The following is a 20,061-nucleotide window of genomic DNA, read 5'->3' as shown; positions in this document are numbered from 1 at the left end:
CGCGCCGATTCGCGCCTCAGACCCGACGAAAGCGCGCGATGAAGAATCCATCGACGCCGCCCTGCTCCGCCAGCGTCGCGGGAAGCGTGCGAATCCAGCCGTCATCCGTGGCGGAGATACCCTGCGGCAGCAATGCGGCGTCGGGCGGAACGACTTGAAATCCGGGATTCCTGGACAGGAATTCGCGCGCCTGATCCTCACCCTCGGCCTGTTCGAGTGAGCAGGTCGCATAAACGAGCGCGCCGCCTGGCGCGACCCATTGGGCGGCGCGATCAATCAGTAGCGCCTGCAATTCCGCCAGTTCCGCGATCTGGCGCGGGCCGATGCGGTGCAGGACGTCCGGGTGGCGGCGATAGATGCCGGTCGCGGTGCAGGGCGCATCGAGCAGCACCGCGTCGGCGGGCTTTTCCGGCGCCCAGGCGCGGATGTCGGCGGCCAGAACCTCTGCCGAAAGGCCGGTGCGGGCGAGATTTTCCGACAGCCGCTCCAGCCGCTTCTTCGACTGGTCGATGGCGGTGACGCGCCAGCCGGTGGCGGCCAACTGCATCGTCTTGCCGCCCGGCGCGGCGCACAGGTCAAGCACCTGCCGGCCCTCCCCCGCGCCAAGCAGGCGGGCCGGGATGGAGGCGGCGAGATCCTGCACCCACCATGCGCCCTCGGCAAAGCCCGGCAGGCCAGTGATCGCGTCATGATCGCCGAGGCGGACATGCCCCGGCGCGAAGGACGCGCCGGACAGGCGCTCCGCCCAGAGCGCCGTGTCGGCGGGATCGCGCAGCGACAGGTCGACGGGCGGGCGCACGGCGAAGGCGCGGGCGGCGGCCTCCGCCATCTCCGCGCCCCACTGGTCCGCCCAGCGCGCGGCCGCGCCATCGGGCAGCGCCGGAACATCGGGAAGCCCCGCGCCGTCCCGCATGATCGCGCCGAACACGCCATGAACCAGCTTGCGCGGGCCGCCATCCACCAGCGGCAGGGCGGTGGCGATAGCCGCGTGCGGCGGCGTGCCGAGGCCGAGCGCCTGCACAAGCGCGATGCGCAGCACCATGCGCGCCTTCGCATCGTCCGGCAGGCGCTGCCGCGTCGCGCCGTCGATCAGCGCGTCGAGATCGGGCAGGCGGCGCAGCGCTTCGGCGGCGATGGCGTGGACCAGCGCGCGATCATTGCCCGCCGGGATTCCCTGTGTCGCGGCATGCAAGGCCAATTCCAGCGGCTCGCCCCGGCGCAGCACGGCGTCGAGCAGCTTGAGCGCGGCGCGGCGAGCGGGGAGGCCGGCGGGCGGCGGCGGACTTGCGGGATAGCGGGATGTGGGCGGCGAGGACATTGCGGGCCTCTAGCGGCTTTGCAGGGCGGCGTCATCCGGCGTCTCTTGCCGTACTCCTGCGAAAGCAGGAGTACGCAGCGCTAAAGTCAGCCGCGCGACATCAATCCCGGCGGAGCGGATCGAGCGCGCTGGAGCGGCGCGGTTTGGGCGCACCGTTGGGATTGAGGGCGGAGTTGCGCGGCGCAACCGCAGAAGCCGACTGAGCCGGAGCCAGCGCAGGCGCGTGGCCCATCTGCGCCGCGAAATCCTCCAGCGCCGCGATGCGCTTTTCGGTCGCGGGGTGGGTGGAGAACATCTCGCTGACATGGGCGGGCACGATATAGAGTTGCGCCGCCGCCGGATTGCGTTCCGCGACCGGGTTGGGAATGCGTTCGGCCATGCCGGAAATCTTGGCGAGCGCGGATGCGAGCGCGCGCGGATTGCCGCTGATCTCCGCGCCCGCGCGGTCCGCCCCATATTCGCGGGTGCGGCTGATCGCCATCTGCACGATCATCGCGGCGAAGGGCGCGACGATCACCGCCAGCAGGGTCGCCACCATATTATGATGGCCATTATTGTCGCCGCTACGGAAAAACATGCCAAAATTGGCGAGCATGGAGATGGCACCCGCTATCGTCGCGACCATGGTCATGATCAGCGTGTCGCGATTGCGGACATGGCCAAGCTCATGCGCCATCACGCCCGCCACCTCATCCCGGCTGAGCATCGAGAGCAGGCCGGTGGTGGCGGCGACAGCGGCGTTTTCGGGATTGCGGCCGGTGGCGAAGGCGTTGGGATGCGGCGAATCGATCACATAGACGCGCGGCATCGGCAGCCCGGCGCGCTGGGCGAGCTGCTGCACCAGGGGGTAGAAATCGGGCGCGCTCGCGGCATCGACCTCCCGCGCGCCATGCATCGACAGGACGATCTTGTCGGCACTCCAGAAGGTGAAAAGGTTCATGCCCGCGGCCACGAGCAGCGCGATGATCGCCCCGCCGCTGCCGCCCAGCGTATAGCCCAATGCCATGAACAGCGCGGTCAGCGCCGACAGCAGCAGCATCGTCTTGAACCCGCTCACGGAAAAACCATCCTTTCATGTCATCGAACGCCAGCCCATATAGCATGGCAGGCATGAATGTGGGATGGCGCTGCGCCGCCTTCAATCATGCGAAACAGTTGGACATCCGGGAGAAACGCAATGGGCAAGCGCCCCGACCATGTGAAGCCGCCCGCCTACCTGTCCAAAAGCCCGCCCGTGCCCCAGCCCGACCCGCTGGACAAGGTGCCGGAAGCCGAGGAGGGCCTTAGCCCAACACGCTATGGCGATTGGGAGAAAAAGGGAATCGCGATCGATTTCTGACCGGCATCGCCGCCGTTTTTCCCTGCCTCATCCTCCGTTCATCCAAATTACTGCACGGCCTTTCGGCATTCCGGGCGCTGACGGGTACAGGCTCTGTCCTGTCGGAGCTAGGAGGTGCCGTGGCGTCATGACAGGGGTCGCGCCTGAGTCTGAAGCATGCCTTGTGCATTGATTTGATGGATAAAAAGGGAATTCATGGGTCATCTTCCACTGTTTGCCGATATTGAAATGCCGGAGGACGCGCCGCTGATGTATGGCGTGGGCCGCCTCATCTGCGCCTGGGGCGCGCTGGAACAGGGGCTGGAACAGAAACTCTGCGCGCTGCGCGAGGCGGCGGGCGATGTGCGCAACACCAGCATGCGGACCAAACCGGGCATGGGCCGGTTGATGGCCGAACTGCGCGCGATGATCTCCATGCGCGACCGGCGCGACGTCAGCGCCCTGTCACAAATCGCCGATATCGAACGCGACATCCAGCGAATCGACCGGTTTCGCGGGCTGATCATCACTGGCTTCGGCGCGCCGGAGCCGGGCGGCTTTTCCTGCCGCGATCAGAAGAATAACGAACTGCATGTATCGATGGAGCAACTGGATTCAGAGATCGGGCAACTGGAAAATATCAGCGAACGGTTGATCGCCCTCTAACCCTTTATCGTCCAATTCCGGCCCTGCGCAGGGTTGACCTTCTCCGGCCAAGCCGCAATGAGTGCGGTGCAGCATTTCCTGCAATACATATATAGAACAGGGCAGAATGACGAAGAAGATACGCAAGGCCGTGTTCCCCGTGGCGGGACTCGGTACACGTTTCCTCCCGGCGACAAAGGCCGTGCCGAAGGAATTGCTGCCGGTCGTGGACCGCCCGCTGATCCAATATGCGGTCGACGAGGCGATCGAGGCCGGGATCGAGGAGATGATCTTCGTCACCGGACGCGGCAAGGGCGCGATCGAGGACCATTTCGACATCGCCTATGAGCTGGAGGCGACCCAGCGCGAGCGCGGCAAGGACATGTCGGGCCTGAAGGGCACGCGCCTGACGCCGGGCAATGCGATCTTCGTGCGGCAGCAGGAGCCGCTTGGCCTGGGCCATGCGATCTGGTGCGCGCGGCATATTGTCGGCGACGAGCCGTTCGCGATCATCCTGCCCGACGAATTCATGTATGGCGGTAAGGGCACCGGATGCCTGAAGCAGATGGTCGACGCCTATGACGCGGTTGGCGGCAACCTGATCTGCGCGCTCGACGTGCCGATGGAGCAGACGCCCAGCTATGGCGTGCTCGATCCCGATGGCGTGAAGGGCGACCTGACGGTCATCAAGGGCCTGGTCGAAAAGCCGGCCGCAGGCACCGCGCCCTCAACCCTGATCATCGCCGGACGCTACATCCTGCAGCCAGAGGTCATGACGGTCCTGGAAACGCAGGAAAAGGGCGCGGGCGGCGAAATCCAGCTTACCGACGCGATGGCCGCGATGATCGGCAAGCAGGCGTTCCACGGCGTGACCTTCAAGGGCGATCGCTATGACTGCGGGTCGAAGGCGGGCTATATCGAGGCCAATCTGGCGCTGGCGCTGGAACGGGACGATATCGGCGCGCATATCCGGCAGTTCGCGAAGAAGCTGGTGGGGTGAGGTAACGGGAAGGCTGAACAGCAGCTTCGTTTGCACATTAAATTGAAACCGTTCGCCCTGAGCGAAGTCGAAGGGCTCTGCTGAGGCAAGGCCGAAGCACTTCGCTGCGCTCAGTGGAAGGCTTCGACTTCGCTCAGCCCGAACGGTTCTTGGTGTAGCTTATAAATCCCCCTTCCTACCACTCCCCCAGCCCCATCGCGCCCGCGCGATATTCGGCGATCCGGCGGGCCGTGGCGGCCGAGACGTCCGGGAGGGCGTCGAGCGCAAACCAGCCCGCCTCCTCTATCTCCAGCAGATCGGCGCGGCGCAGTCCGGCCGCCTGATCCTGCGCCGTCCGGACGACGAAGATGACGATATGGTCGTCCTTCGCCTCCTTCCGGCTGTGATAGACGCCAAGGACGCGCTCCACCCTGACATCGGTCAGCGCGACCTCCTCCCGCAATTCCCGCAGCAGGGCGGCGCCGAACCCTTCGCCCTTCTTCACCCCGCCGCCGGGCAGATACCAATGGTCGATATAGCTGTGGCGGACGAGAGCGATGCGGTCCCGCGGGTCGAGGACGATGGCCCGCACGCCCAGCGTGCGCGGCCGCCGGATGCGCCAGTAAAGGCGCGCTCCGCGCCCGATCAGGCGATGAAGCAGTGCCATATGCGCGCCTCCCGGCCGTAAATTTCCGGCAGGACGGCCCTATCCGGTCAGGCCGGATGGGACCTACGCCGCGCCGGGATCAGAACGGTACTTCGTCGTCCAGGTCATTGTCGAAATTGGGACTGCCGCGGCCGCCCGAACCGGAGCTGCGGCCACCGCCGCCCGCGCCGCCGAAGCTGGGGCCGTCATCATAGTCGCCGCCGCCATAGCCGCTGCTGCCGCCCGACCAGTCGCTGCCGCCACCGGACGAACGGCCGCCGCTACCGCCATAGCCGCCGCCCTGACCGCCACCGCCCGGCGCGCCGTCCAGCATGGTCAGCACGGCGCCGGGGCCTTGCAGCACGACTTCGGTCGAATAACGGTCGTTGCCCGACTGGTCCTGCCATTTGCGGGTGCGGAGCTGGCCCTCCAGATAGACTTTCGATCCCTTGCGCAGGAAGCGTTCGGCGACGCCCGCCAGTCCTTCGGAGAAGATGGCGACGGTGTGCCATTCGGTCCGCTCCTTCTTCTCGCCGGACATGCGGTCCTTCCAGCTTTCGCTGGTGGCGATGCGCAGATTGCAGACCTTGCCGCCGTTCTGGAAGCTTTTCACCTCTGGATCAGCGCCCAGATTGCCCACCAGAATGACCTTGTTTACCGAGCCTGCCATGATCCCTCCGAAGGCGTGAAAGGGGTCCTTATAGCCCTGCGAATGACGCGGTAAACATCAAAGACCAGCGGCGGTCGCGGTCCAGAAGGTTATGCCCGCCGCCACATAGGCCAGAGCGAACAGATAGCCGACCATGAACATCGGCCAGCGCCAGCCGTTTGTCTCCCGCCGGGTGACGGCAATGGTCGAAATGCACTGAGGGGCGAACACGAACCAGGCAAGGAAGGCGAGAGCGGTGGGCAGCGACCAGCGCCCTTTGAGGCGGTCGCCCAGTTCCATGCTGACGGCATCCTCGCCCTGGTCGGCATCGATAGCGTAGACGGTCGCGATCGCGGAGACCGCGACTTCACGCGCCATCATGGTCGGCAGCAGGGCCAGCGAGATGTCGCGGTTGAAGCCGATCGGCTCGACCAGCACGTTGATGCCCCCCGCGATCCGGCCGGCGATGCTGTATTCGCTCTGCTTGACACCGGCCGGAGCGGTGGGAAAGCTGGCCAGCACCCACAACACGGCGTTGGTGGCAAGGATGATGGTGCCGGCGCGCTTGAGGAAGATCACCGCACGCTGCCACAGGCCAATCAATATGTCCTGCGGCCGGGGCCACTGATATTTCGGCATTTCCATAAGGAAGCCGCTGCTGTTCCCCTTTGCCACGGTCACGCGCAGCGCGAGCGCCGCGACCATCGCGCCGACGATACCGGCGACGTAGAGAAGGAACAATATCAGCCCCTGCAGTCCGATCCCGCCCAGCACGGTGCGCGCCGGAATGAAGGCGGCGATGATCAGGCCATAGACGGGCAGCCGCGCCGAACAGGTCATCAGCGGCGCGATCAGGATGGTGGTCAGCCGGTCCTTAGGATCGCTGATCGTACGGGTCGCCATGATGCCGGGCACGGCGCAGGCGAAGGACGAAAGCAGCGGAATGAAGGCGCGGCCCGAAAGGCCGACCCGCGCCATGATGCCGTCCATCATGAAGGCGGCGCGCGCCATATAGCCGGTCGCCTCCAGCATCAGGATGAAGAAGAACAGGATGAGGATCTGCGGCAGGAACACGATCACCGCGCCGACGCCACCGACCACGCCCTCCAGCAGGAAGTCGTGCACAATGCCGGGCGGCAGGATGGCCGTCACCGCCGTGCCCAGCGCAGTGACCCAGCCTTCCAATATGTCGGCAGGGACAGTCGCCCAGGCGAACACCGCCTGAAACATCACGAACAGGAGCGCCAGGAGGAAGATGAGACCCATCACCGGATGCAGCGCGATGCGGTCCACGGCGGCGGTCAGACGACGGGACGGGGTTTCGCGGACGATGGCGGCGCGGGCGATCCGGTGCGCCTCCCGCCGGACGGCGTCAAAGCTTTTTTCCGGCGCGGAGGGCCGGATTGCGACCGGGCCGCCCGTAATGATCTTGTCCAGTTCAGCGCGCAGATGATCGAGGCCGCGCTTGCGCACGGCGACGGTCGGGATGACCGGCACGCCAAGGTCGCGGGAAAGGATATTGGCGTCCAGCTCCAGCCCGTCGCGCGCGGCGAGATCCACCATGTTGAGCGCCAATATGGTCGGCAGGCCCAGCGCGATCAGCTCCAGCGCGAAACGCAGGTGATTCTGCAGATTGGCGGCGTCGACGACGATGACCAGCGCATCGGGCAGGCGTTCGCCCGCCTGCTTGCCCAGGATGAAATCGCGCGTCACCTGCTCGTCCGGGCTGGTCGGGTCGAGGCTGTAGGTGCCGGGCAGATCGACGATTTCCAGCGGCCGGCCATCGTCCAGCGACAGGCGGCCCGATTTGCGCTCCACCGTGACGCCGGGATAATTGCCCAGCTTCTGCCGCGCGCCGGTCAGCGCGTTGAACAGCGCGCTCTTGCCGGCATTGGGATTGCCGACCAGCGCCACGAGCGGCAGCGCGGTCATGCGTCCTCCCCCGGCCCGGTGCGGACTTCTATGGCGGCGGCGTGATGGCGGCGCATGGCGATGGTCATGCGGCCGATCCGGCAGGCCAGGGGGCCCCGGCCGAAAATGCCGCCATGATGCAGCGCCTCTACGCTGGCCCCTTCACACAGGCCATATTCGCGCAGCCGCTGACCCTCGGCGGGGGAGAGCAGGGTCCAATCAATGCTGTCGACATAAGCGGGCTTGCGGAGGGGAAGCTGGGTCAGGCGCAATGTAGATGAGTCTCAGGGTCCGATGTTTGCGACTGAGTATCAATAACGCCTATTCAACGCCAGCCCCAATGAGACGATCGGCCAATCAGACCACGGGATAGCGCAGCCGCCCGATGAAGCGGGACAGGCTGAAATGATTGTCCTTCCGCGCGGACAGGCGCGCCTTCGCCTTTTCGAAACGCATCACGCCATCGAGACGGCGGGAAAGGAAGGCCCGGCTGTCTGCATGGCCCTCGCTCTCATCGTCGAGGAAAGCGATCATCGTCGCGGCATAGACGCCGCCGAGCGTCATCCGCTTGGTGTAGTGATTATAGTCCGTCGCGGTATCGCCCGCGAGACGCCAGATGCCGTCCGCCGCGCGCCAGCCCAGCTTCGCCGAGCGGGCGAAATTCTGCGGCAGCGCCAGGATGGCGAGGGCGCGGCGAAGCGCCTCCCGGTCGGGCGCCAGCAGGGCGAGGCGCGCCTCCACCAGAGCGGCGATTCGCTCCCGGATCTTCATCGCGGCAAGGGTATCGGCCGGGATCGCCGCCGCCATGCGCGCGTCGATGCTGGCGAACCAGGCGTCGATCATGCCGACCGCGCCGTCCGCAAAGGCCAGCCGGGCGATGGCGGGATCGACATGCGCAAGGCGGGCGGCGTTTTCCACCGCGGCCGGACGCCAGCCGTCGAACGCCGCCTGACGCGGCAGCAGGGGCGCGAGCGCGGCGCGGATTTCATCCAGCGTGGGATCAGCGGGCAGATCGACCATCGGCCTTTCCCTAGACCCGCGCAGGCGGACGGACAAGCGCCGCCGGAATGATTCCCGGAATGCGTCCCGGAGCGGTTGAAATGCGCATGGCCCGATCCTAACTCGCACCGGCACCCATTTCCGTTTCAATTCGATACTTAAATAACAGGAGTTTCCCATGCCGGATTTGTTCGATCCCGTCCACTTCGGCGACATACAAGCGCCCAATCGCATCCTGATGTCGCCGCTGACCCGCGCGCGGGGCACCAAAGGCCATGTGCCGACACATATCATGGCTACCTATTATGCGCAGCGCGCCACCGCCGGGCTGATCATCACCGAAGCCACCGGCATTTCGCAGGAAGGGCTGGGCTGGCCCTATGCGCCGGGCATCTGGTCCGCCGAACAGGTCGAGGCGTGGAAGCCCGTGACCGAAGCCGTGCATGAGGCGGGCGGACGCATCGCATTGCAGCTCTGGCATATGGGCCGGATCGTGCACCCCAGCTTCCTTGGCGGGGCGCAGCCCGTGTCCGCAAGCGCGACCACCGCACCCGGCGACGCCCACACCTATGCGGGCAAGCAGCCCTATACCCAGGCGCGCCCACTGGAGATTGCGGAGATTCCGCGCCTGCTCGACGAATATGGCCGCGCCGCGCGCAACGCGCTGGCGGCGGGTTTCGATGGCGTGGAGCTGCACGCGGCGAACGGCTATCTGATCGACCAGTTCCTGCGCGACGGATCGAACCACCGGACGGACGCCTATGGCGGCAGCCCGGAAAATCGCGTGCGGTTGCTGCGGGAAGTGGCGCAGGTGCTGACCGGAGAGATCGGCGCGGGACGCACCGGCGTCCGCCTTTCACCCAATGGCGCGTCGCAGGGCGTGGATGACAGCAACCCGGAAGCCGTGTTCACGCTGGCGGCGCAGGCGCTGGACGCGCTGGGCATCGCCTTCCTGGAACTGCGCGAACAGAAGCCGCACGGCACGTTCGGCAGCACCGACGTACCCCGGCTGTCGCCCATCATCCGGCAGCATTTCAACGGCGCGCTGGTGCTGAACAGCGATTATGACCGGGCCACCGCCCAGGCCGACCTGGATTCAGGTCTGGCCGACGCGATCAGCTTCGGGCGGCCGTTCATCTCCAACCCGGACCTGCCGGAGCGGCTGCGCAAGGGCCTGCCGCTGCAACAGGCAGAGATGGCGACCTGGTACAGCCAGGGCGTGGAAGGCTATACCGACTATCCGGCGCTGGCCCCGCAGGCGGCCTGAACGGCCGGCCCGCCCCGGACATCCGTCAGGCGAAGCGCTGGCGGATGTCCAGCATGGCGATGGCGGCCTTGGCCGCCTCGCCGCCCTTGTCCTTTTCGGTCATGCGGGCGCGGGCGAGAGCCTGCGCCTCATTTTCGACCGTCAATATGCCGTTGCCGATGGGGATGCTGTCCATCGACAGCGCCATCAGGCCCCGCGCGCTTTCGTTCGACACCACCTCGAAATGATAGGTTTCGCCGCGGATGACGACGCCAATGGCGATGAAACCGTCATAGCGGCCGCTTTCCGCCGCCATCGCGATGGCGCCCGGAATCTCCAGCGCGCCGGGAACGGTCAGCACCTCATATTTGTGGCCGGCTTCATCGAGCGCAGCGCCCGCGCCCTCGATCAGCAGGTCGTTCAGATGCTCGTAGAAACGCGCTTCGACGATCAGAAACTTCGCCATTATCTTTATCCCGATTTTAGAGGTCGATGGAGCGCTCGCCCACGACGGCGAGGTCATAGCCGTCCAGCGCGATCAGGCTGTGATGGCTGTTGGTGAGCAGGATCATGTCGTGCACGCCCATTTCCGCGAGGATCTGCGCGCCGACGCCATAGTCGCGGAGCTGGTCCATGTCGCCGGGGGTCATCTCGCTGCCGTTCATAAGCTGGAACAGGCGGCTGAGACCGTTGGATTCGAGGCGGTTGAGGATCACGATGACCCCCGCGCCTTCCTCGCCGATGATTTCCATCGACCGCCGGAGCAAATCGCTGCGCGGGCTGATATGGCCGAACGTGTCGTCCAGCGGGGAGAGGACATGCATGCGCACCAGGGTCGGCTGATCCGGGTCGACGCGGCCCTTCTGCAGCACGATCTGCTCCGTGCCGGTGGCCTTGTTGTAAAAGACCATCGCCTTCCAGTCGCCGCCCCAGCGGCTGGGGAACGCCACTTCCGACCGCTTGACCACCAGATGGTCGTTGCGGCGGCGATAGGCGATCAGGTCGCGGATCGTGCCGATCTTCAGCCGGTGCTTCTGCGCGAAGGGAATGAGGTCGTCCAGACGGGCCATCGTGCCGTCGTCATTCATGATCTCGCAGATCACGCCGGAGGGGTTGAGACCGGCCAGGCGCGCCACGTCCACGGCCGCCTCGGTATGGCCGGTGCGGACCAGCACGCCGCCGGGACGGGCGACCAGCGGGAACACATGGCCCGGAGTCACGATGTCGGCGGCGCCCTTCGACCCGTCTATCGCGACGGAAATGGTGCGCGCGCGATCAGCGGCGCTGATGCCCGTAGTTACCCCGTCCTTCGCCTCGATCGAGACGGTGAAGGCGGTTTCGTGCCGGGTGCCGTTGTGGCGGCTCATCAGGTTGAGGCCAAGATCGTCCACCCGGTCCTTGGTGAGCGCAAGGCAGATGAGGCCGCGGCCGTGCGTCGCCATGAAATTGATCGCGTCGGGCGTCGCCATCTGCGCGGGGATGACCAGATCGCCCTCGTTCTCCCGGTCCTCGTCATCGACAAGGATGAACATCCGCCCGTTGCGGGCCTCGTTGATGATCTCCTCCGGCAAAGCGAGGGCGGTGCCGCCTTCCCGCCGCAGCAGATAGGATTCGAGCTTCACCAGCGTATCGGCCGTGGGGTTCCAGTCGCTTTCGCCCAGGCGGCGCAGGCTGTTGGCGTGCAGACCGGCGGCGCGCGCAAGGCCGGAGCGGGACAGGCCGCCTTCCGTGACCAGATTGCGAAGCGAGTCGATGAGGGAGGAGGACATGCGAATAGGCCTTGCTTAACCTTCGGTCCTGCTGACCGAGAAGCGGCATATCACATCACAGTGTGATTATTTCAATAGCAAATCACATTGCGCAATTGCGCAAAGGTCAGGCGGTGCGGAATGCCTGCATGCGATGGAGATAGCGCGCCAGCACGTCGATCTCGATATTGATCGGCCGTCCGACCTCCAGCGAATCGAATGTCGTCACCTCGGCCGTGTGCGGAATGATGTTCACGCCGAAGTCCACGCCGCCCCCGGCCTTGTCCTCCACGCTGTTCACCGTCAGCGATATGCCGTCGAGGGTGATCGACCCCTTCGGCGCAACATGCGGGGCGATGGCCGGGCCAGCGGAAATGGTGACGCGCAGCGAATCGCCTTCGTTGCGCAGGCCGGTGACTTGGCCAATCTCATCGACATGGCCGGTCACGATATGGCCGCCCAGTTCGTCGCCCACTTTCAGCGCGCGCTCCAGATTGAGGCGGCGGCCAAGCGTCCACTGGCCCTGCGCCGTGCGCGACACGGTTTCGGCGGACAGGTCGACCGCGAACCAGTCCGGCCCCTTTTCCACCACCGTCAGGCAGACGCCGGAGCAGGAGATGGATGCGCCGATCGCGACGCCCGCCATGTCATAGCCGCAGCCGATGACAAGGCGCAGGTCGCCGCGCTGCTCGGCGGAGCGGATGGTGCCGATATCTGTGATGATGCCCGTGAACATGGCCGAGTCTCTAAGCGCTCTCCACCGACTCGTAAACCTCCAGCCGGTCCGGGCCGAGCATGCGGCCGCCGGTCAGCCGCCAGCGGCCATGCGCGGCGTCGAGCGAGGCGAGACCGAAGTCGCCCAGCGCCGGCTTTCCCGCCCCCAGCAGGATCGGCGCGCGATACAGGAGCAGCCGGTCGACCAGCCCCGCCCGCAGGAAGGAGGCGGCCGTCGACGCGCCGCCTTCCACCATCAGATGATCGACATGTTCGAGCGTCGCAATCTCCTCCGGGCTGCGAATGACCGTCCAGCCCGGCGGCGCATCCCCGGACCCCAGCAGGATCGGCCGGGGCGAACGCGCCTTCAGCCCCGGCAAGCGCACATCGAGGCGCGGGGCGTCAGCGCGCAGGGTGCCGCCGCCCACCAATATGGCGTCATGGCGCGCGCGCTCCACATGCGCATGCGCCCGCGCGGCGGGACCGGTGATCCAGCGGCTGCCGCCGTCCGGCATGGCGATGCGCCCGTCCAGCGACAGGCCGAGTTTCAGCGTGACATGCGGCCGCCCAAGCGTCTGCCGCAGGAAGAAGCCCGCCATCGCCCGGCGCGCCTCCGCCGCCATCAGGCCGGTTTCCACGGCGATGCCCTGCCCGGCCAGAAACGCCGCACCCTGCCCGTCGGTGCGCGGATCGGGGTCGCGGGCCGCGATCACCACGCGGGCGACGCCGCCCCGCGCCAGCATGTCGGTGCAGCGCGGGCCGCGCGGCGACAGATGGAAGCAAGGCTCCAGCGTCACATAGGCGGTCGCGCCCCGCGCCCGGTCCAGCGCCTGTTCCAGCGCCTGCGCCTCCGCATGGGGCCTTCCGCCCGCCTGCGTCCAGCCCCGCCCGACGACGACCGAGTCGCGGACGATGAGGCAGCCGACGCTGGGATTGGGCGTGCTGACGCCCCGGCCGCGCAGCGACAGCGCGATCGCGGCCGCCATGAAACGTTGGTCATCGGCGGCGTCTGCGATGGGGAAGGCGAGGGTGTCCGCTATTGTTTGGCGTCCCCGCCATCAGGCCCGCCCTGGGGTGTCGCGGGCGCGGGAGCGGCCTTGCCTTCCGCCGCCTCCGCCTTGGCCAGCCGGTCGTCGAGCTGGGCGTTGATATATTTCAGCGCTTCCTTGCGCCTGGCGGTGTTGCGCGCTTCATCCGCGCGCCAGTCGATGCCGAAAGCGTCGGCCAGACCCTGCATTTCCTTCTGCTTCTTGCGCAGCGCGACTTCGCTGCGCGCCAGATCCATCTTCTGCTGCAGGATGATCGCCGCATCGGTGCGGTTCGCGTCCCAGCTTTCGACATAGATGATCTTGTTCTGGCGCGGCATGATGTTGGTCTGCCCGTCGATCACGAACGCCCAGATGATGATCCAGGTGACGGCCGCGGACAGGCCGAGCAGCGGCCATTTATGCGCGCGGCGCTCAGTGAAGTAGCTCCAGAAGTCGCTGAAGGCCGACTTCGGGGAAACAGGACGGGGGAAAATGGCCATGGCGCGGAATATAGAGGCAATCCAACGGGAATCAAAGCGCGGGCGTGAAAGGCGCGGATCACGCCATGCCCTCTGTCACGCGCCTGTAGGAATGACGCAGTATGATCGCCCTGCGACCCAATGGAAGCCTGCCCCCAATGGCTTCCATAGTTTCGGCCCGGCGGACGCCCCCACCGCCGGGCCGTTATTTTCGCGTCGCCGCTATCGAACGATCAGGTCATGCGGAAATGCACGGTCATCACCCGTTCCGATTCGACGGGCGTCCCGTCGCGGGTGCCGGGGCGGAAGCGCCATTTGCGCAGCGCCTGCTCCCGCGTCGCATCCCAGAAGGCGTCGCTGGCCGCCGACAGCTTCTCCACCGACAGCACGCGCCCGTCCGCGCCGATCCGGACGCGGACCGTGACCGATCCTTCCATATCCATCCGCTGCATGGAGGGCGGATAGGCCGGCTGGAAATCGCGGGCGAAGCGCGGATCGGGCGACGCCTGCGCGAATACCGGCGCCCTGGGCGGATCGGCGGGCGTTTCAATCTTTGGCTGGATGGGCGGCAGGGGATCGACCGTTCCGGTGATGTCCACGGGGTCGACCGGCAACGCCACTTTGGGGATGGTCGCCGGGATAACTGACCGGTCAGGTTGCTGTATCGGATGTTTGCTATTGTCGGGCGGCGGCTGAACCGGATCGGGCGGCGGCGGGTCGGCGGGTACGGCATATGTTATTATGGACGGCGGGACGAACCGTTCGATCATCTCCCGCGGCATCAGCAGGAAGATTCCCACCGCCACGGCATGAACGGCGATCGTCCCGCCCAGACCGATGGGGGACCTGCGGGACCCGGCATAACCGCCCTGCGGCGCAACCACTGACTGCATTGCATCCTCTCCTCTGACCGCGCCGGTAACCGGCGCCTGATTGGGATGATACAACATAACAATAGATGGGCAAGAGGATTTTCGAGCGCAGGGGTAGAGATAGTTTTGCGGGGTCGTGATTGGACGGGATTAGCCAAAAACGCAGTGTGCTCCTGTGAAAGCAGGAGTCCAGTTCAAACGGCAGGTCTGGACTCCTGCTTTCGCAGGAGCACGCTTAACCATAGGGATTTAAGTATCTGATTTTATTACTATACTGCCCGCATGTCCCAAAATGGGACAGCCCTATGCCGCGGCGGCGCGCAACCGGCTGAGGGCCGCATCCCGCCCGATCAGCGGCAGCAGGGCGGCCATTTCCGGGCCATGGTCGCGGCTGGTGAGGGCGAGGCGTAGGGGATGGAACAGCGCTTTGCCCTTGCGGCCGGTCGCCTCCTTCAGCGCGCCGGTGAGCGCCCGCCAGACGCCTTCATCGAACGGCAGCGCGTCGAGCGCATCGGCGGCCTGGGTCAGAAAGGCGCGGTCGTCGCTGTCGAATTGCGGCGTGTCGATCGCACCCTTCACGATCCCCCACCAGTCCGCCGCCTGGGCGATGATGTCCAGATTGGGCCGGATCGCGTTCCAGCCCGCCTCATCCATGCCCTCCGGCAAGCGGCCGGTCACCGCTGCGTAGGGAAGGGCATGAATGATCTTCTGGTTGAGCGCCGCCAGTTCCGCCTCATCGAAGCGGGCGGGCGCGCGGCCGAAGCGGGCGAAATCGAAGGTCGCCACCAGCGGCGCGACATCGGCGAACGGCTCGACCGGATCGCTGGTGCCAAGACGCGCCAGCAGAGCAATGATCGCGGCAGGCTCTATCCCCTGTTCGCGGAAAGCGGAAACGCCGAGCGAACCGAGCCGCTTGGACAGTTTGCCCTCCGTACCGGTCAGCAGCGCCTCATGCGCGAAGGCGGGCGGCGGCGCGCCCATCGCCGCGAACATCTGCAACTGGACGGCGGTGTTGGAGACATGATCCTCGCCGCGCACGACATGGGTCACGCCCATGTCGATGTCGTCGATGGCGGACGGGAGCATATAGAGCCAGGATCCGTCCTCGCGCCGGATCACGGGATCGGAGAGCAGCTTCGGGTCGAAATGCTGATCGCCCCGGATCAAGTCGGTCCAGGCGATCGGCGCATCATGATCGAGCTTGAAGCGCCAGTGCGGACGGCGGCCCTCCCCCTCCAGCCGTGCGACATCCTCCGCCGTCAGCAACAGGGCGGCGCGGTCGTAAACCGGCGGCAGGCCGCGGCCGAGCAGCACCTTGCGCCGCAGGTCCAGTTCCTGCGCGGTTTCATAGGCGGGATAGATGCGTCCGGCGTCGCGCAATGCCGCAAAGCGCGCCTCGTACAGCGCGAAACGATCCGACTGGCGGGTTTCGGCGTCCGGGTGCAGGCCGAGCCAGGCGAGGTCCGCCCGGATCGAATCGGCATATTCCTCCCGCGAGCGCTCCGCGTCGGTATCGTCGAGGCGCAGCAGGAATTGGCCGCCATTTTTCTGCGCCCACATCCAGTTGTGAAGCGCGGCGCGGATATTGCCGACATGCAGATGCCCGGTGGGCGATGGCGCGAAGCGGGTGATGATGGTCATAAGTTCGCTACTCAAACCGTTCGGGCCGAACCTGTCTAAGCCCTGCCCTTACTCAAAGAAAGGTGCAGCCCTTCGACTGGCTCAGGGCGAACGGATTATATCGGGTCAGGTGGTTCTAAACGCGTTGGTGATCGGATAGCGGCGATCGCGGCCGAAATTGCGGGTGCCGAGCTTCACGCCGGGGGGCGACTGGCGGCGCTTATATTCGGCAACGTAGAGCAGCCGCTCGATGCGGGCCACGGTGTCGCGGTCGAAGCCGCGCGCGACGAGCTGGTCGACCGACAGCTCCTCCTCGACAAGGCCGTGCAGCATCGGGTCCAGCACCTCATAGGGCGGCAGGCTGTCCTCATCCTTCTGGTCCTCGCGCAGTTCGGCGCTGGGCGGCTTGGTGATGACGCTATCGGGCATCACCGGGCCGGACGGCCCCATGCCAAGGCTCGGTACATTCTCGTTCCGCCAGCGCGACAGGTCGAACACCGTCATTTTGTAGGCGTCCTTCAGCACCGAATAGCCGCCCGCCATGTCGCCATAGATGGTCGCATAGCCCACCGACATCTCGCTCTTGTTGCCGGTGGTCAGCAGCATGTGGCCGAACTTGTTGCTGAGCGCCATCAGCGTGACGCCGCGGATGCGCGACTGGATATTCTCCTCGGTCAGATCGCGGTTGCGGCCGGAAAAGACATCGGCAAGCATCGTGTCGAACGCGCCGACGGCCGGCTCGATCGGCACGGTGTCGAGCCGCACCCCCAGCAGGCGCGCGCATTCCGCCGCATCGTCCAGACTGTCCTGGCTGGTGAAGCGCGAGGGCATCATCACGCACCACACCCGGTCGGCGCCCAGCGCATCGACGGCGACGGCGGCGGACAAGGCGCTGTCAATGCCGCCCGACAGGCCCAGCACCACGCCGGGGAAGCGATTGCGGTTCACATAGTCGCGCAGGCCAAGCACCATCGCATTATAGATGTCGGCGGGATTGGGGTCGAGTTCATGGATGTCGCCGGGCGCGCAAGTCCATGCCCCGCCTTGCTTCTCCCACTGCGTAATGACCAGTGCCTCGTCCCAGTCGGGCAGTTGGTGCAGCACCGTGAGGTCTGCGCCCAGCACGAAGGACGCGCCGTCAAACACCAGCTCATCCTGCCCGCCGACGCGGTTCAGATAGATGACCGGCAGGCCGGTTTCCTGCACCCGCGCGGAACAGACGCCGCGCAGGCGGTGGTCGTCCTTGTTGATCTCATAAGGGCTGCCATTGGGGCTGATCAGGATTTCCGCCCCTTCCGCCTTCAGATGGGCGGTGACGAAGGGAAACCAGATATCCTCGCAGATCGGAATGCCCAGCTTCACGCCGCGAAAGTCGATGGGCGCGGGCAAGGGACCGGGGGCGAACAGGCGCTTTTCGTCAAAGGTGCCGTAATTGGGCAGCTCGCGCTTCTGCCGCACCGCCTTCACCTCGCCGCCGTCCAGCAGGGCAACGATATTGAACAACACGCCCTGCGACGCGACGACCGTGCCGACCAGCATTGCCGGGCCGCCATCCTCCGTCGCCTTCGCCAGCCGCAGCAGCTCCTCCCCGGCGCGATCGACAAAGGCGGGTTTCAGCACCAGATCCTCTGGCGGATAACCGATAAGCTGCAGTTCGGGATAGACGATGAGGTCCGCATCCCCCGCTTTCGCGCGCCACTCCAGCATCGCATCGGCATTGCCGGACAGGTCGCCGACGGACTGGCTGATCTGGGCAAGGGCGATGGTGAGCTTTGCGGTCATGGCCGGACCCCGTAGAGCATTTTCCGCAGTACCGCAAAAGCCGCTTTCCACATTCCCAAGCGCCGGTTAAAGGGGCGCCGACCAGCGCGTCACGGAAACGTAACGGGGATATTTTTCCATGAAATTGATGACCGGCAATTCGAACCTGCCGCTGGCCCGCGCCATCGCGGATTATGTCGAGCTTCCGCTTACCAACGCCAGCGTCCGCCGCTTCGCCGACGAGGAGGTGTTCGTCGAGGTGCATGAGAATGTGCGCGGCGAGGACGTGTTCCTGATCCAATCGACCAGCTACCCGTGCAACGACAACCTCATGGAACTGCTGATCATGATCGATGCGCTGAAGCGCGCGTCGGCCAAGCGGATCACGGCGGTCATCCCCTATTTCGGCTATGCCCGGCAGGACCGGAAGCCCGGCCCGCGCACGCCGATCAGCGCGAAGCTGGTGGCGAACCTGATCACCGTCGCCGGCGCAAACCGCGTGCTGTCCGTCGATCTGCACGCAGGGCAGATTCAGGGCTTCTTCGATATCCCGACCGATAACCTGTTCGGCGCGCCGGTGATGTCGGCCGACATTCAGGCGCGGTTCGGCGACAAGAATATCATGGTCGTGTCGCCAGACGTCGGCGGCGTGGTCCGCGCCCGCGCGCTCGCCAAGCGGCTGGATAACGCGCCCCTCGCCATCGTCGACAAGCGCCGCGAGCGCGCCGGCGAATCGGAAGTCATGAACATCATCGGCGACGTGAGCGGCCGCTTCTGCATCCTGATCGACGATATCGTCGATTCGGCGGGCACTCTGTGCAACGCCGCCGCCGCGCTGAAGGAAGCGGGCGCAGAGGGCGTCGCCGCCTATGTGACGCATGGCGTGCTGTCCGGCGGCGCAGTCGCGCGGGTCGACAATTCGCAGCTTACCGAGCTGGTCATCACCGATTCGATCCTGGCGACCGAGGGCGTGCAGGGCAGCAGCCGCATCCGCCAGCTTCCCATCGCGCCGCTGCTGGGCGAGGCGATCAAGCGCATCGCGGACGAAAGCTCGGTCTCCAGCCTGTTTGACTAGAGTTCCTGTTTTGAAACCGTTCGTGCTGAGTAGAGACTGAGCTTGTCGAAGCGCCTCAGGTCGGATCGTCCCCCGGACGATCCTGAAACATCCGGGGGATGTTTCACCTGAGGCGGTATCGAAGCATCCTAGCGCCAAGCTCACATCCTTCGATACACCACTTCGTCTTCGCTCAGTGGTTACTCAGGACGAACGGGTAGCCTGATTTCGATTGAGTTTTAATCAGTCGCGCCGCGCGACTTGTCAGCCCTGAAAATAGAGCATCGGCAGCGCCAGCAGCATCGCGACGCAGGTCATGATGCGCGGCGTGGCGCTTATCCCCAACGGCTTTTCCGCCCAGAGCGGCGGGAAGGCGAGGAAAGCGGCGAACAGCAGGCCGTTGGAGATGCGGTCGTCATACAGGAACGGCAGATCCTGACGCAGGGCAAGCCCGGCCAGAAACGCGACTACACTGATGATCCAGCCCAGAATGGCCATGCCAAGTCCCCTTCCCCACTAGAACGGAAAAGGCGGACCGTTGTTTAGCGCGGTGCCGTTGCTGTGTAGCGCTGCCTGCGCAGGAGCACATTGCGGTTCGGGCTATACGTCCGCCTCATCCCTCCCAGGCGTCGTAGCTGCCGAAATTCCAGACATTGCCCTCCGTATCGAGCGCGTCATAGCCGCGCCCCGGATAACCGTCATTGTCATAGGGACCCCGGACGATGTGCGCACCGGCGGCCTTCGCCGTGGCGGCATGCGCGTCGACATCCGCCACATAGCAACACACGCATTGGGTAATGCCGCCCGCCTCCGCCGGGGTTTTCCAGCGGTAAAGATCCTTCACGCCGCCGGGCCGGTCGCTGCCCAGCATGATCATGCCGTCGCCCAATGTCAGTTGCGCGTGGTGGACGACCGATGGATCGGCCTCGTCAGTATAGACGGCGTGCCGCTGGAAACCGAAGGCGGCGCAGAGAAAGTCGATGGCGGCGGGCGCATCGGCATAACGCAGGCAGGGGATGACGGGCGATTTGCCTTTCATGGCTTCAAGCTCCTGTAATGGTCCGATGCGCCCGG

22 protein-coding genes are annotated in these 20,061 nt (G+C 65.8%); 5 read left to right on the top strand and 17 right to left on the bottom strand.

Going from position 1 to position 20,061, the window contains the following annotated elements; translation table 11 throughout:
* Positions 1 to 16 precede the first annotated feature (16 nt).
* Both KFK14_RS01345 and htpX read right to left on the bottom strand, forming a co-directional pair.
* Positions 17 to 1,318, bottom strand: a complete 1,302-nt coding sequence (locus tag KFK14_RS01345; RefSeq protein ID WP_212609603.1) for an RsmB/NOP family class I SAM-dependent RNA methyltransferase — start codon at positions 1,316 to 1,318, stop codon at positions 17 to 19.
* A gap of 100 nt (positions 1,319 to 1,418) precedes the next feature.
* Positions 1,419 to 2,357 carry a zinc metalloprotease HtpX gene (htpX, locus tag KFK14_RS01340; RefSeq protein ID WP_425516677.1) on the bottom strand — a complete coding sequence of 313 codons (939 nt, stop codon included), beginning with the start codon at positions 2,355 to 2,357 and terminating at the stop codon, positions 1,419 to 1,421.
* A 138-nt stretch (positions 2,358 to 2,495) separates the two neighbouring features.
* Here htpX and KFK14_RS01335 point away from each other — a divergent pair, with 138 nt between their 5' ends.
* From KFK14_RS01335 to galU, 3 genes are all read left to right on the top strand, one after another.
* Entirely contained in the window at positions 2,496 to 2,657 is a 162-nt protein-coding gene (locus KFK14_RS01335; protein WP_070157967.1) for a DUF1674 domain-containing protein, read from the top strand.
* A gap of 195 nt (positions 2,658 to 2,852) precedes the next feature.
* Entirely contained in the window at positions 2,853 to 3,302 is a 450-nt protein-coding gene (locus KFK14_RS01330; protein WP_070157966.1) for a hypothetical protein, read from the top strand.
* A gap of 106 nt (positions 3,303 to 3,408) precedes the next feature.
* Entirely contained in the window at positions 3,409 to 4,281 is an 873-nt protein-coding gene (gene galU / locus KFK14_RS01325; RefSeq protein WP_212609601.1) for a UTP--glucose-1-phosphate uridylyltransferase GalU, read from the top strand.
* A gap of 175 nt (positions 4,282 to 4,456) precedes the next feature.
* Here the strand turns inward: galU and KFK14_RS01320 are convergent, their stop codons facing one another.
* The 5 genes from KFK14_RS01320 to KFK14_RS01300 all read right to left on the bottom strand — a co-directional run bounded on the left by KFK14_RS01320 (position 4,457) and on the right by KFK14_RS01300 (position 8,486).
* Complete coding sequence (locus tag KFK14_RS01320; protein ID WP_212609600.1) at positions 4,457 to 4,927, bottom strand: NUDIX domain-containing protein; 471 nt, start codon at positions 4,925 to 4,927, stop codon at positions 4,457 to 4,459.
* Positions 4,928 to 5,006: 79 nt separating this feature from the next.
* Positions 5,007 to 5,576 (bottom strand): single-stranded DNA-binding protein, encoded by a 570-nt coding sequence (gene ssb / locus KFK14_RS01315; RefSeq protein WP_212609599.1) that lies wholly within the window; start codon positions 5,574 to 5,576, stop codon positions 5,007 to 5,009.
* A 57-nt stretch (positions 5,577 to 5,633) separates the two neighbouring features.
* Complete coding sequence (gene feoB / locus KFK14_RS01310; RefSeq protein WP_212609598.1) at positions 5,634 to 7,487, bottom strand: ferrous iron transporter B; 1,854 nt, start codon at positions 7,485 to 7,487, stop codon at positions 5,634 to 5,636.
* Entirely contained in the window at positions 7,484 to 7,738 is a 255-nt protein-coding gene (locus KFK14_RS01305; RefSeq protein ID WP_070157961.1) for a FeoA family protein, read from the bottom strand. Before KFK14_RS01305 ends, feoB begins: the two co-directional genes overlap by 4 nt.
* 85 nt (positions 7,739 to 7,823) lie before the next feature.
* Positions 7,824 to 8,486, bottom strand: coding sequence for a COQ9 family protein (locus tag KFK14_RS01300; protein ID WP_212609597.1), 663 nt, complete (start codon positions 8,484 to 8,486; stop codon positions 7,824 to 7,826).
* A gap of 157 nt (positions 8,487 to 8,643) precedes the next feature.
* Here KFK14_RS01300 and KFK14_RS01295 point away from each other — a divergent pair, with 157 nt between their 5' ends.
* Entirely contained in the window at positions 8,644 to 9,732 is a 1,089-nt protein-coding gene (locus KFK14_RS01295; protein WP_212609596.1) for an alkene reductase, read from the top strand.
* A gap of 25 nt (positions 9,733 to 9,757) precedes the next feature.
* On the opposite strand, the gene ribH is transcribed toward KFK14_RS01295, so the two are convergent.
* The 8 genes from ribH to KFK14_RS01255 form a co-directional block, all read right to left on the bottom strand.
* Positions 9,758 to 10,177, bottom strand: a complete 420-nt coding sequence (gene ribH / locus KFK14_RS01290; RefSeq protein ID WP_212609595.1) for a 6,7-dimethyl-8-ribityllumazine synthase — start codon at positions 10,175 to 10,177, stop codon at positions 9,758 to 9,760.
* A gap of 16 nt (positions 10,178 to 10,193) precedes the next feature.
* Positions 10,194 to 11,480, bottom strand: a complete 1,287-nt coding sequence (gene ribB, locus KFK14_RS01285) for a 3,4-dihydroxy-2-butanone-4-phosphate synthase (protein WP_212609594.1) — start codon at positions 11,478 to 11,480, stop codon at positions 10,194 to 10,196.
* Positions 11,481 to 11,586: 106 nt separating this feature from the next.
* Positions 11,587 to 12,195: a riboflavin synthase gene (locus KFK14_RS01280; protein ID WP_212609593.1), complete on the bottom strand. Its 609-nt coding sequence runs from the start codon at positions 12,193 to 12,195 to the stop codon at positions 11,587 to 11,589.
* A 10-nt stretch (positions 12,196 to 12,205) separates the two neighbouring features.
* Positions 12,206 to 13,189 (bottom strand): bifunctional diaminohydroxyphosphoribosylaminopyrimidine deaminase/5-amino-6-(5-phosphoribosylamino)uracil reductase RibD, encoded by a 984-nt coding sequence (gene ribD / locus KFK14_RS01275; RefSeq protein WP_281417184.1) that lies wholly within the window; start codon positions 13,187 to 13,189, stop codon positions 12,206 to 12,208.
* 20 nt (positions 13,190 to 13,209) lie between these two features.
* Entirely contained in the window at positions 13,210 to 13,701 is a 492-nt protein-coding gene (locus tag KFK14_RS01270) for a hypothetical protein (RefSeq protein WP_212609591.1), read from the bottom strand.
* A 212-nt stretch (positions 13,702 to 13,913) separates the two neighbouring features.
* Complete coding sequence (locus tag KFK14_RS01265; RefSeq protein ID WP_212609590.1) at positions 13,914 to 14,573, bottom strand: energy transducer TonB; 660 nt, start codon at positions 14,571 to 14,573, stop codon at positions 13,914 to 13,916.
* Positions 14,574 to 14,855: 282 nt separating this feature from the next.
* Positions 14,856 to 16,193 carry a glutamate--tRNA ligase gene (gltX, locus tag KFK14_RS01260; RefSeq protein ID WP_212609589.1) on the bottom strand — a complete coding sequence of 446 codons (1,338 nt, stop codon included), beginning with the start codon at positions 16,191 to 16,193 and terminating at the stop codon, positions 14,856 to 14,858.
* A 105-nt stretch (positions 16,194 to 16,298) separates the two neighbouring features.
* On the bottom strand, positions 16,299 to 17,954 hold the full coding sequence (locus KFK14_RS01255; RefSeq protein ID WP_212609588.1) for an NAD+ synthase: 1,656 nt from the start codon (positions 17,952 to 17,954) through the stop codon (positions 16,299 to 16,301).
* A gap of 118 nt (positions 17,955 to 18,072) precedes the next feature.
* On the opposite strand from KFK14_RS01255, the gene KFK14_RS01250 reads away from it, so the two are divergent.
* On the top strand, positions 18,073 to 19,008 hold the full coding sequence (locus KFK14_RS01250) for a ribose-phosphate pyrophosphokinase (protein WP_070155988.1): 936 nt from the start codon (positions 18,073 to 18,075) through the stop codon (positions 19,006 to 19,008).
* A 243-nt stretch (positions 19,009 to 19,251) separates the two neighbouring features.
* On the opposite strand, the gene KFK14_RS01245 is transcribed toward KFK14_RS01250, so the two are convergent.
* On the bottom strand, positions 19,252 to 19,485 hold the full coding sequence (locus tag KFK14_RS01245; protein ID WP_212609587.1) for a hypothetical protein: 234 nt from the start codon (positions 19,483 to 19,485) through the stop codon (positions 19,252 to 19,254).
* Between the two features lie 115 nt (positions 19,486 to 19,600).
* The gene (locus tag KFK14_RS01240) at positions 19,601 to 20,026 is read right to left on the bottom strand and encodes a VOC family protein (protein WP_212609586.1); all 426 of its coding nucleotides are present in this window, start codon (positions 20,024 to 20,026) and stop codon (positions 19,601 to 19,603) included.
* Between the last annotated feature and the right edge of the window lie 35 nt (positions 20,027 to 20,061).

This window comes from Sphingobium phenoxybenzoativorans (assembly GCF_018286635.1).
Taxonomy (GTDB): domain Bacteria; phylum Pseudomonadota; class Alphaproteobacteria; order Sphingomonadales; family Sphingomonadaceae; genus Sphingobium; species Sphingobium phenoxybenzoativorans.
Note: the sequence above shows the minus strand (reverse complement) of the source record. Positions and strands in the feature narration are given on the sequence as shown.

Coding starts and splice junctions, on each gene's coding strand:
- KFK14_RS01345 (WP_212609603.1), bottom strand. CDS start 1,318: ATGTCCTCGCCGCCCACATCCCGCTATCCCGCAAGTCCGCCGCCGCCC.
- galU (WP_212609601.1), top strand. CDS start 3,409: ATGACGAAGAAGATACGCAAGGCCGTGTTCCCCGTGGCGGGACTCGGT.
- ribH (WP_212609595.1), bottom strand. CDS start 10,177: ATGGCGAAGTTTCTGATCGTCGAAGCGCGTTTCTACGAGCATCTGAAC.
- KFK14_RS01250 (WP_070155988.1), top strand. CDS start 18,073: ATGAAATTGATGACCGGCAATTCGAACCTGCCGCTGGCCCGCGCCATC.
- KFK14_RS01280 (WP_212609593.1), bottom strand. CDS start 12,195: ATGTTCACGGGCATCATCACAGATATCGGCACCATCCGCTCCGCCGAG.
- KFK14_RS01300 (WP_212609597.1), bottom strand. CDS start 8,486: ATGGTCGATCTGCCCGCTGATCCCACGCTGGATGAAATCCGCGCCGCG.
- KFK14_RS01335 (WP_070157967.1), top strand. CDS start 2,496: ATGGGCAAGCGCCCCGACCATGTGAAGCCGCCCGCCTACCTGTCCAAA.
- KFK14_RS01320 (WP_212609600.1), bottom strand. CDS start 4,927: ATGGCACTGCTTCATCGCCTGATCGGGCGCGGAGCGCGCCTTTACTGG.
- KFK14_RS01330 (WP_070157966.1), top strand. CDS start 2,853: ATGGGTCATCTTCCACTGTTTGCCGATATTGAAATGCCGGAGGACGCG.
- htpX (WP_425516677.1), bottom strand. CDS start 2,357: ATGCTGCTGCTGTCGGCGCTGACCGCGCTGTTCATGGCATTGGGCTAT.
- KFK14_RS01295 (WP_212609596.1), top strand. CDS start 8,644: ATGCCGGATTTGTTCGATCCCGTCCACTTCGGCGACATACAAGCGCCC.
- ssb (WP_212609599.1), bottom strand. CDS start 5,576: ATGGCAGGCTCGGTAAACAAGGTCATTCTGGTGGGCAATCTGGGCGCT.
- KFK14_RS01240 (WP_212609586.1), bottom strand. CDS start 20,026: ATGAAAGGCAAATCGCCCGTCATCCCCTGCCTGCGTTATGCCGATGCG.
- gltX (WP_212609589.1), bottom strand. CDS start 16,193: ATGACCATCATCACCCGCTTCGCGCCATCGCCCACCGGGCATCTGCAT.
- KFK14_RS01255 (WP_212609588.1), bottom strand. CDS start 17,954: ATGACCGCAAAGCTCACCATCGCCCTTGCCCAGATCAGCCAGTCCGTC.
- KFK14_RS01270 (WP_212609591.1), bottom strand. CDS start 13,701: ATGGCCATTTTCCCCCGTCCTGTTTCCCCGAAGTCGGCCTTCAGCGAC.
- feoB (WP_212609598.1), bottom strand. CDS start 7,487: ATGACCGCGCTGCCGCTCGTGGCGCTGGTCGGCAATCCCAATGCCGGC.
- KFK14_RS01245 (WP_212609587.1), bottom strand. CDS start 19,485: ATGGCCATTCTGGGCTGGATCATCAGTGTAGTCGCGTTTCTGGCCGGG.
- ribB (WP_212609594.1), bottom strand. CDS start 11,480: ATGTCCTCCTCCCTCATCGACTCGCTTCGCAATCTGGTCACGGAAGGC.
- KFK14_RS01265 (WP_212609590.1), bottom strand. CDS start 14,573: ATGCAGTCAGTGGTTGCGCCGCAGGGCGGTTATGCCGGGTCCCGCAGG.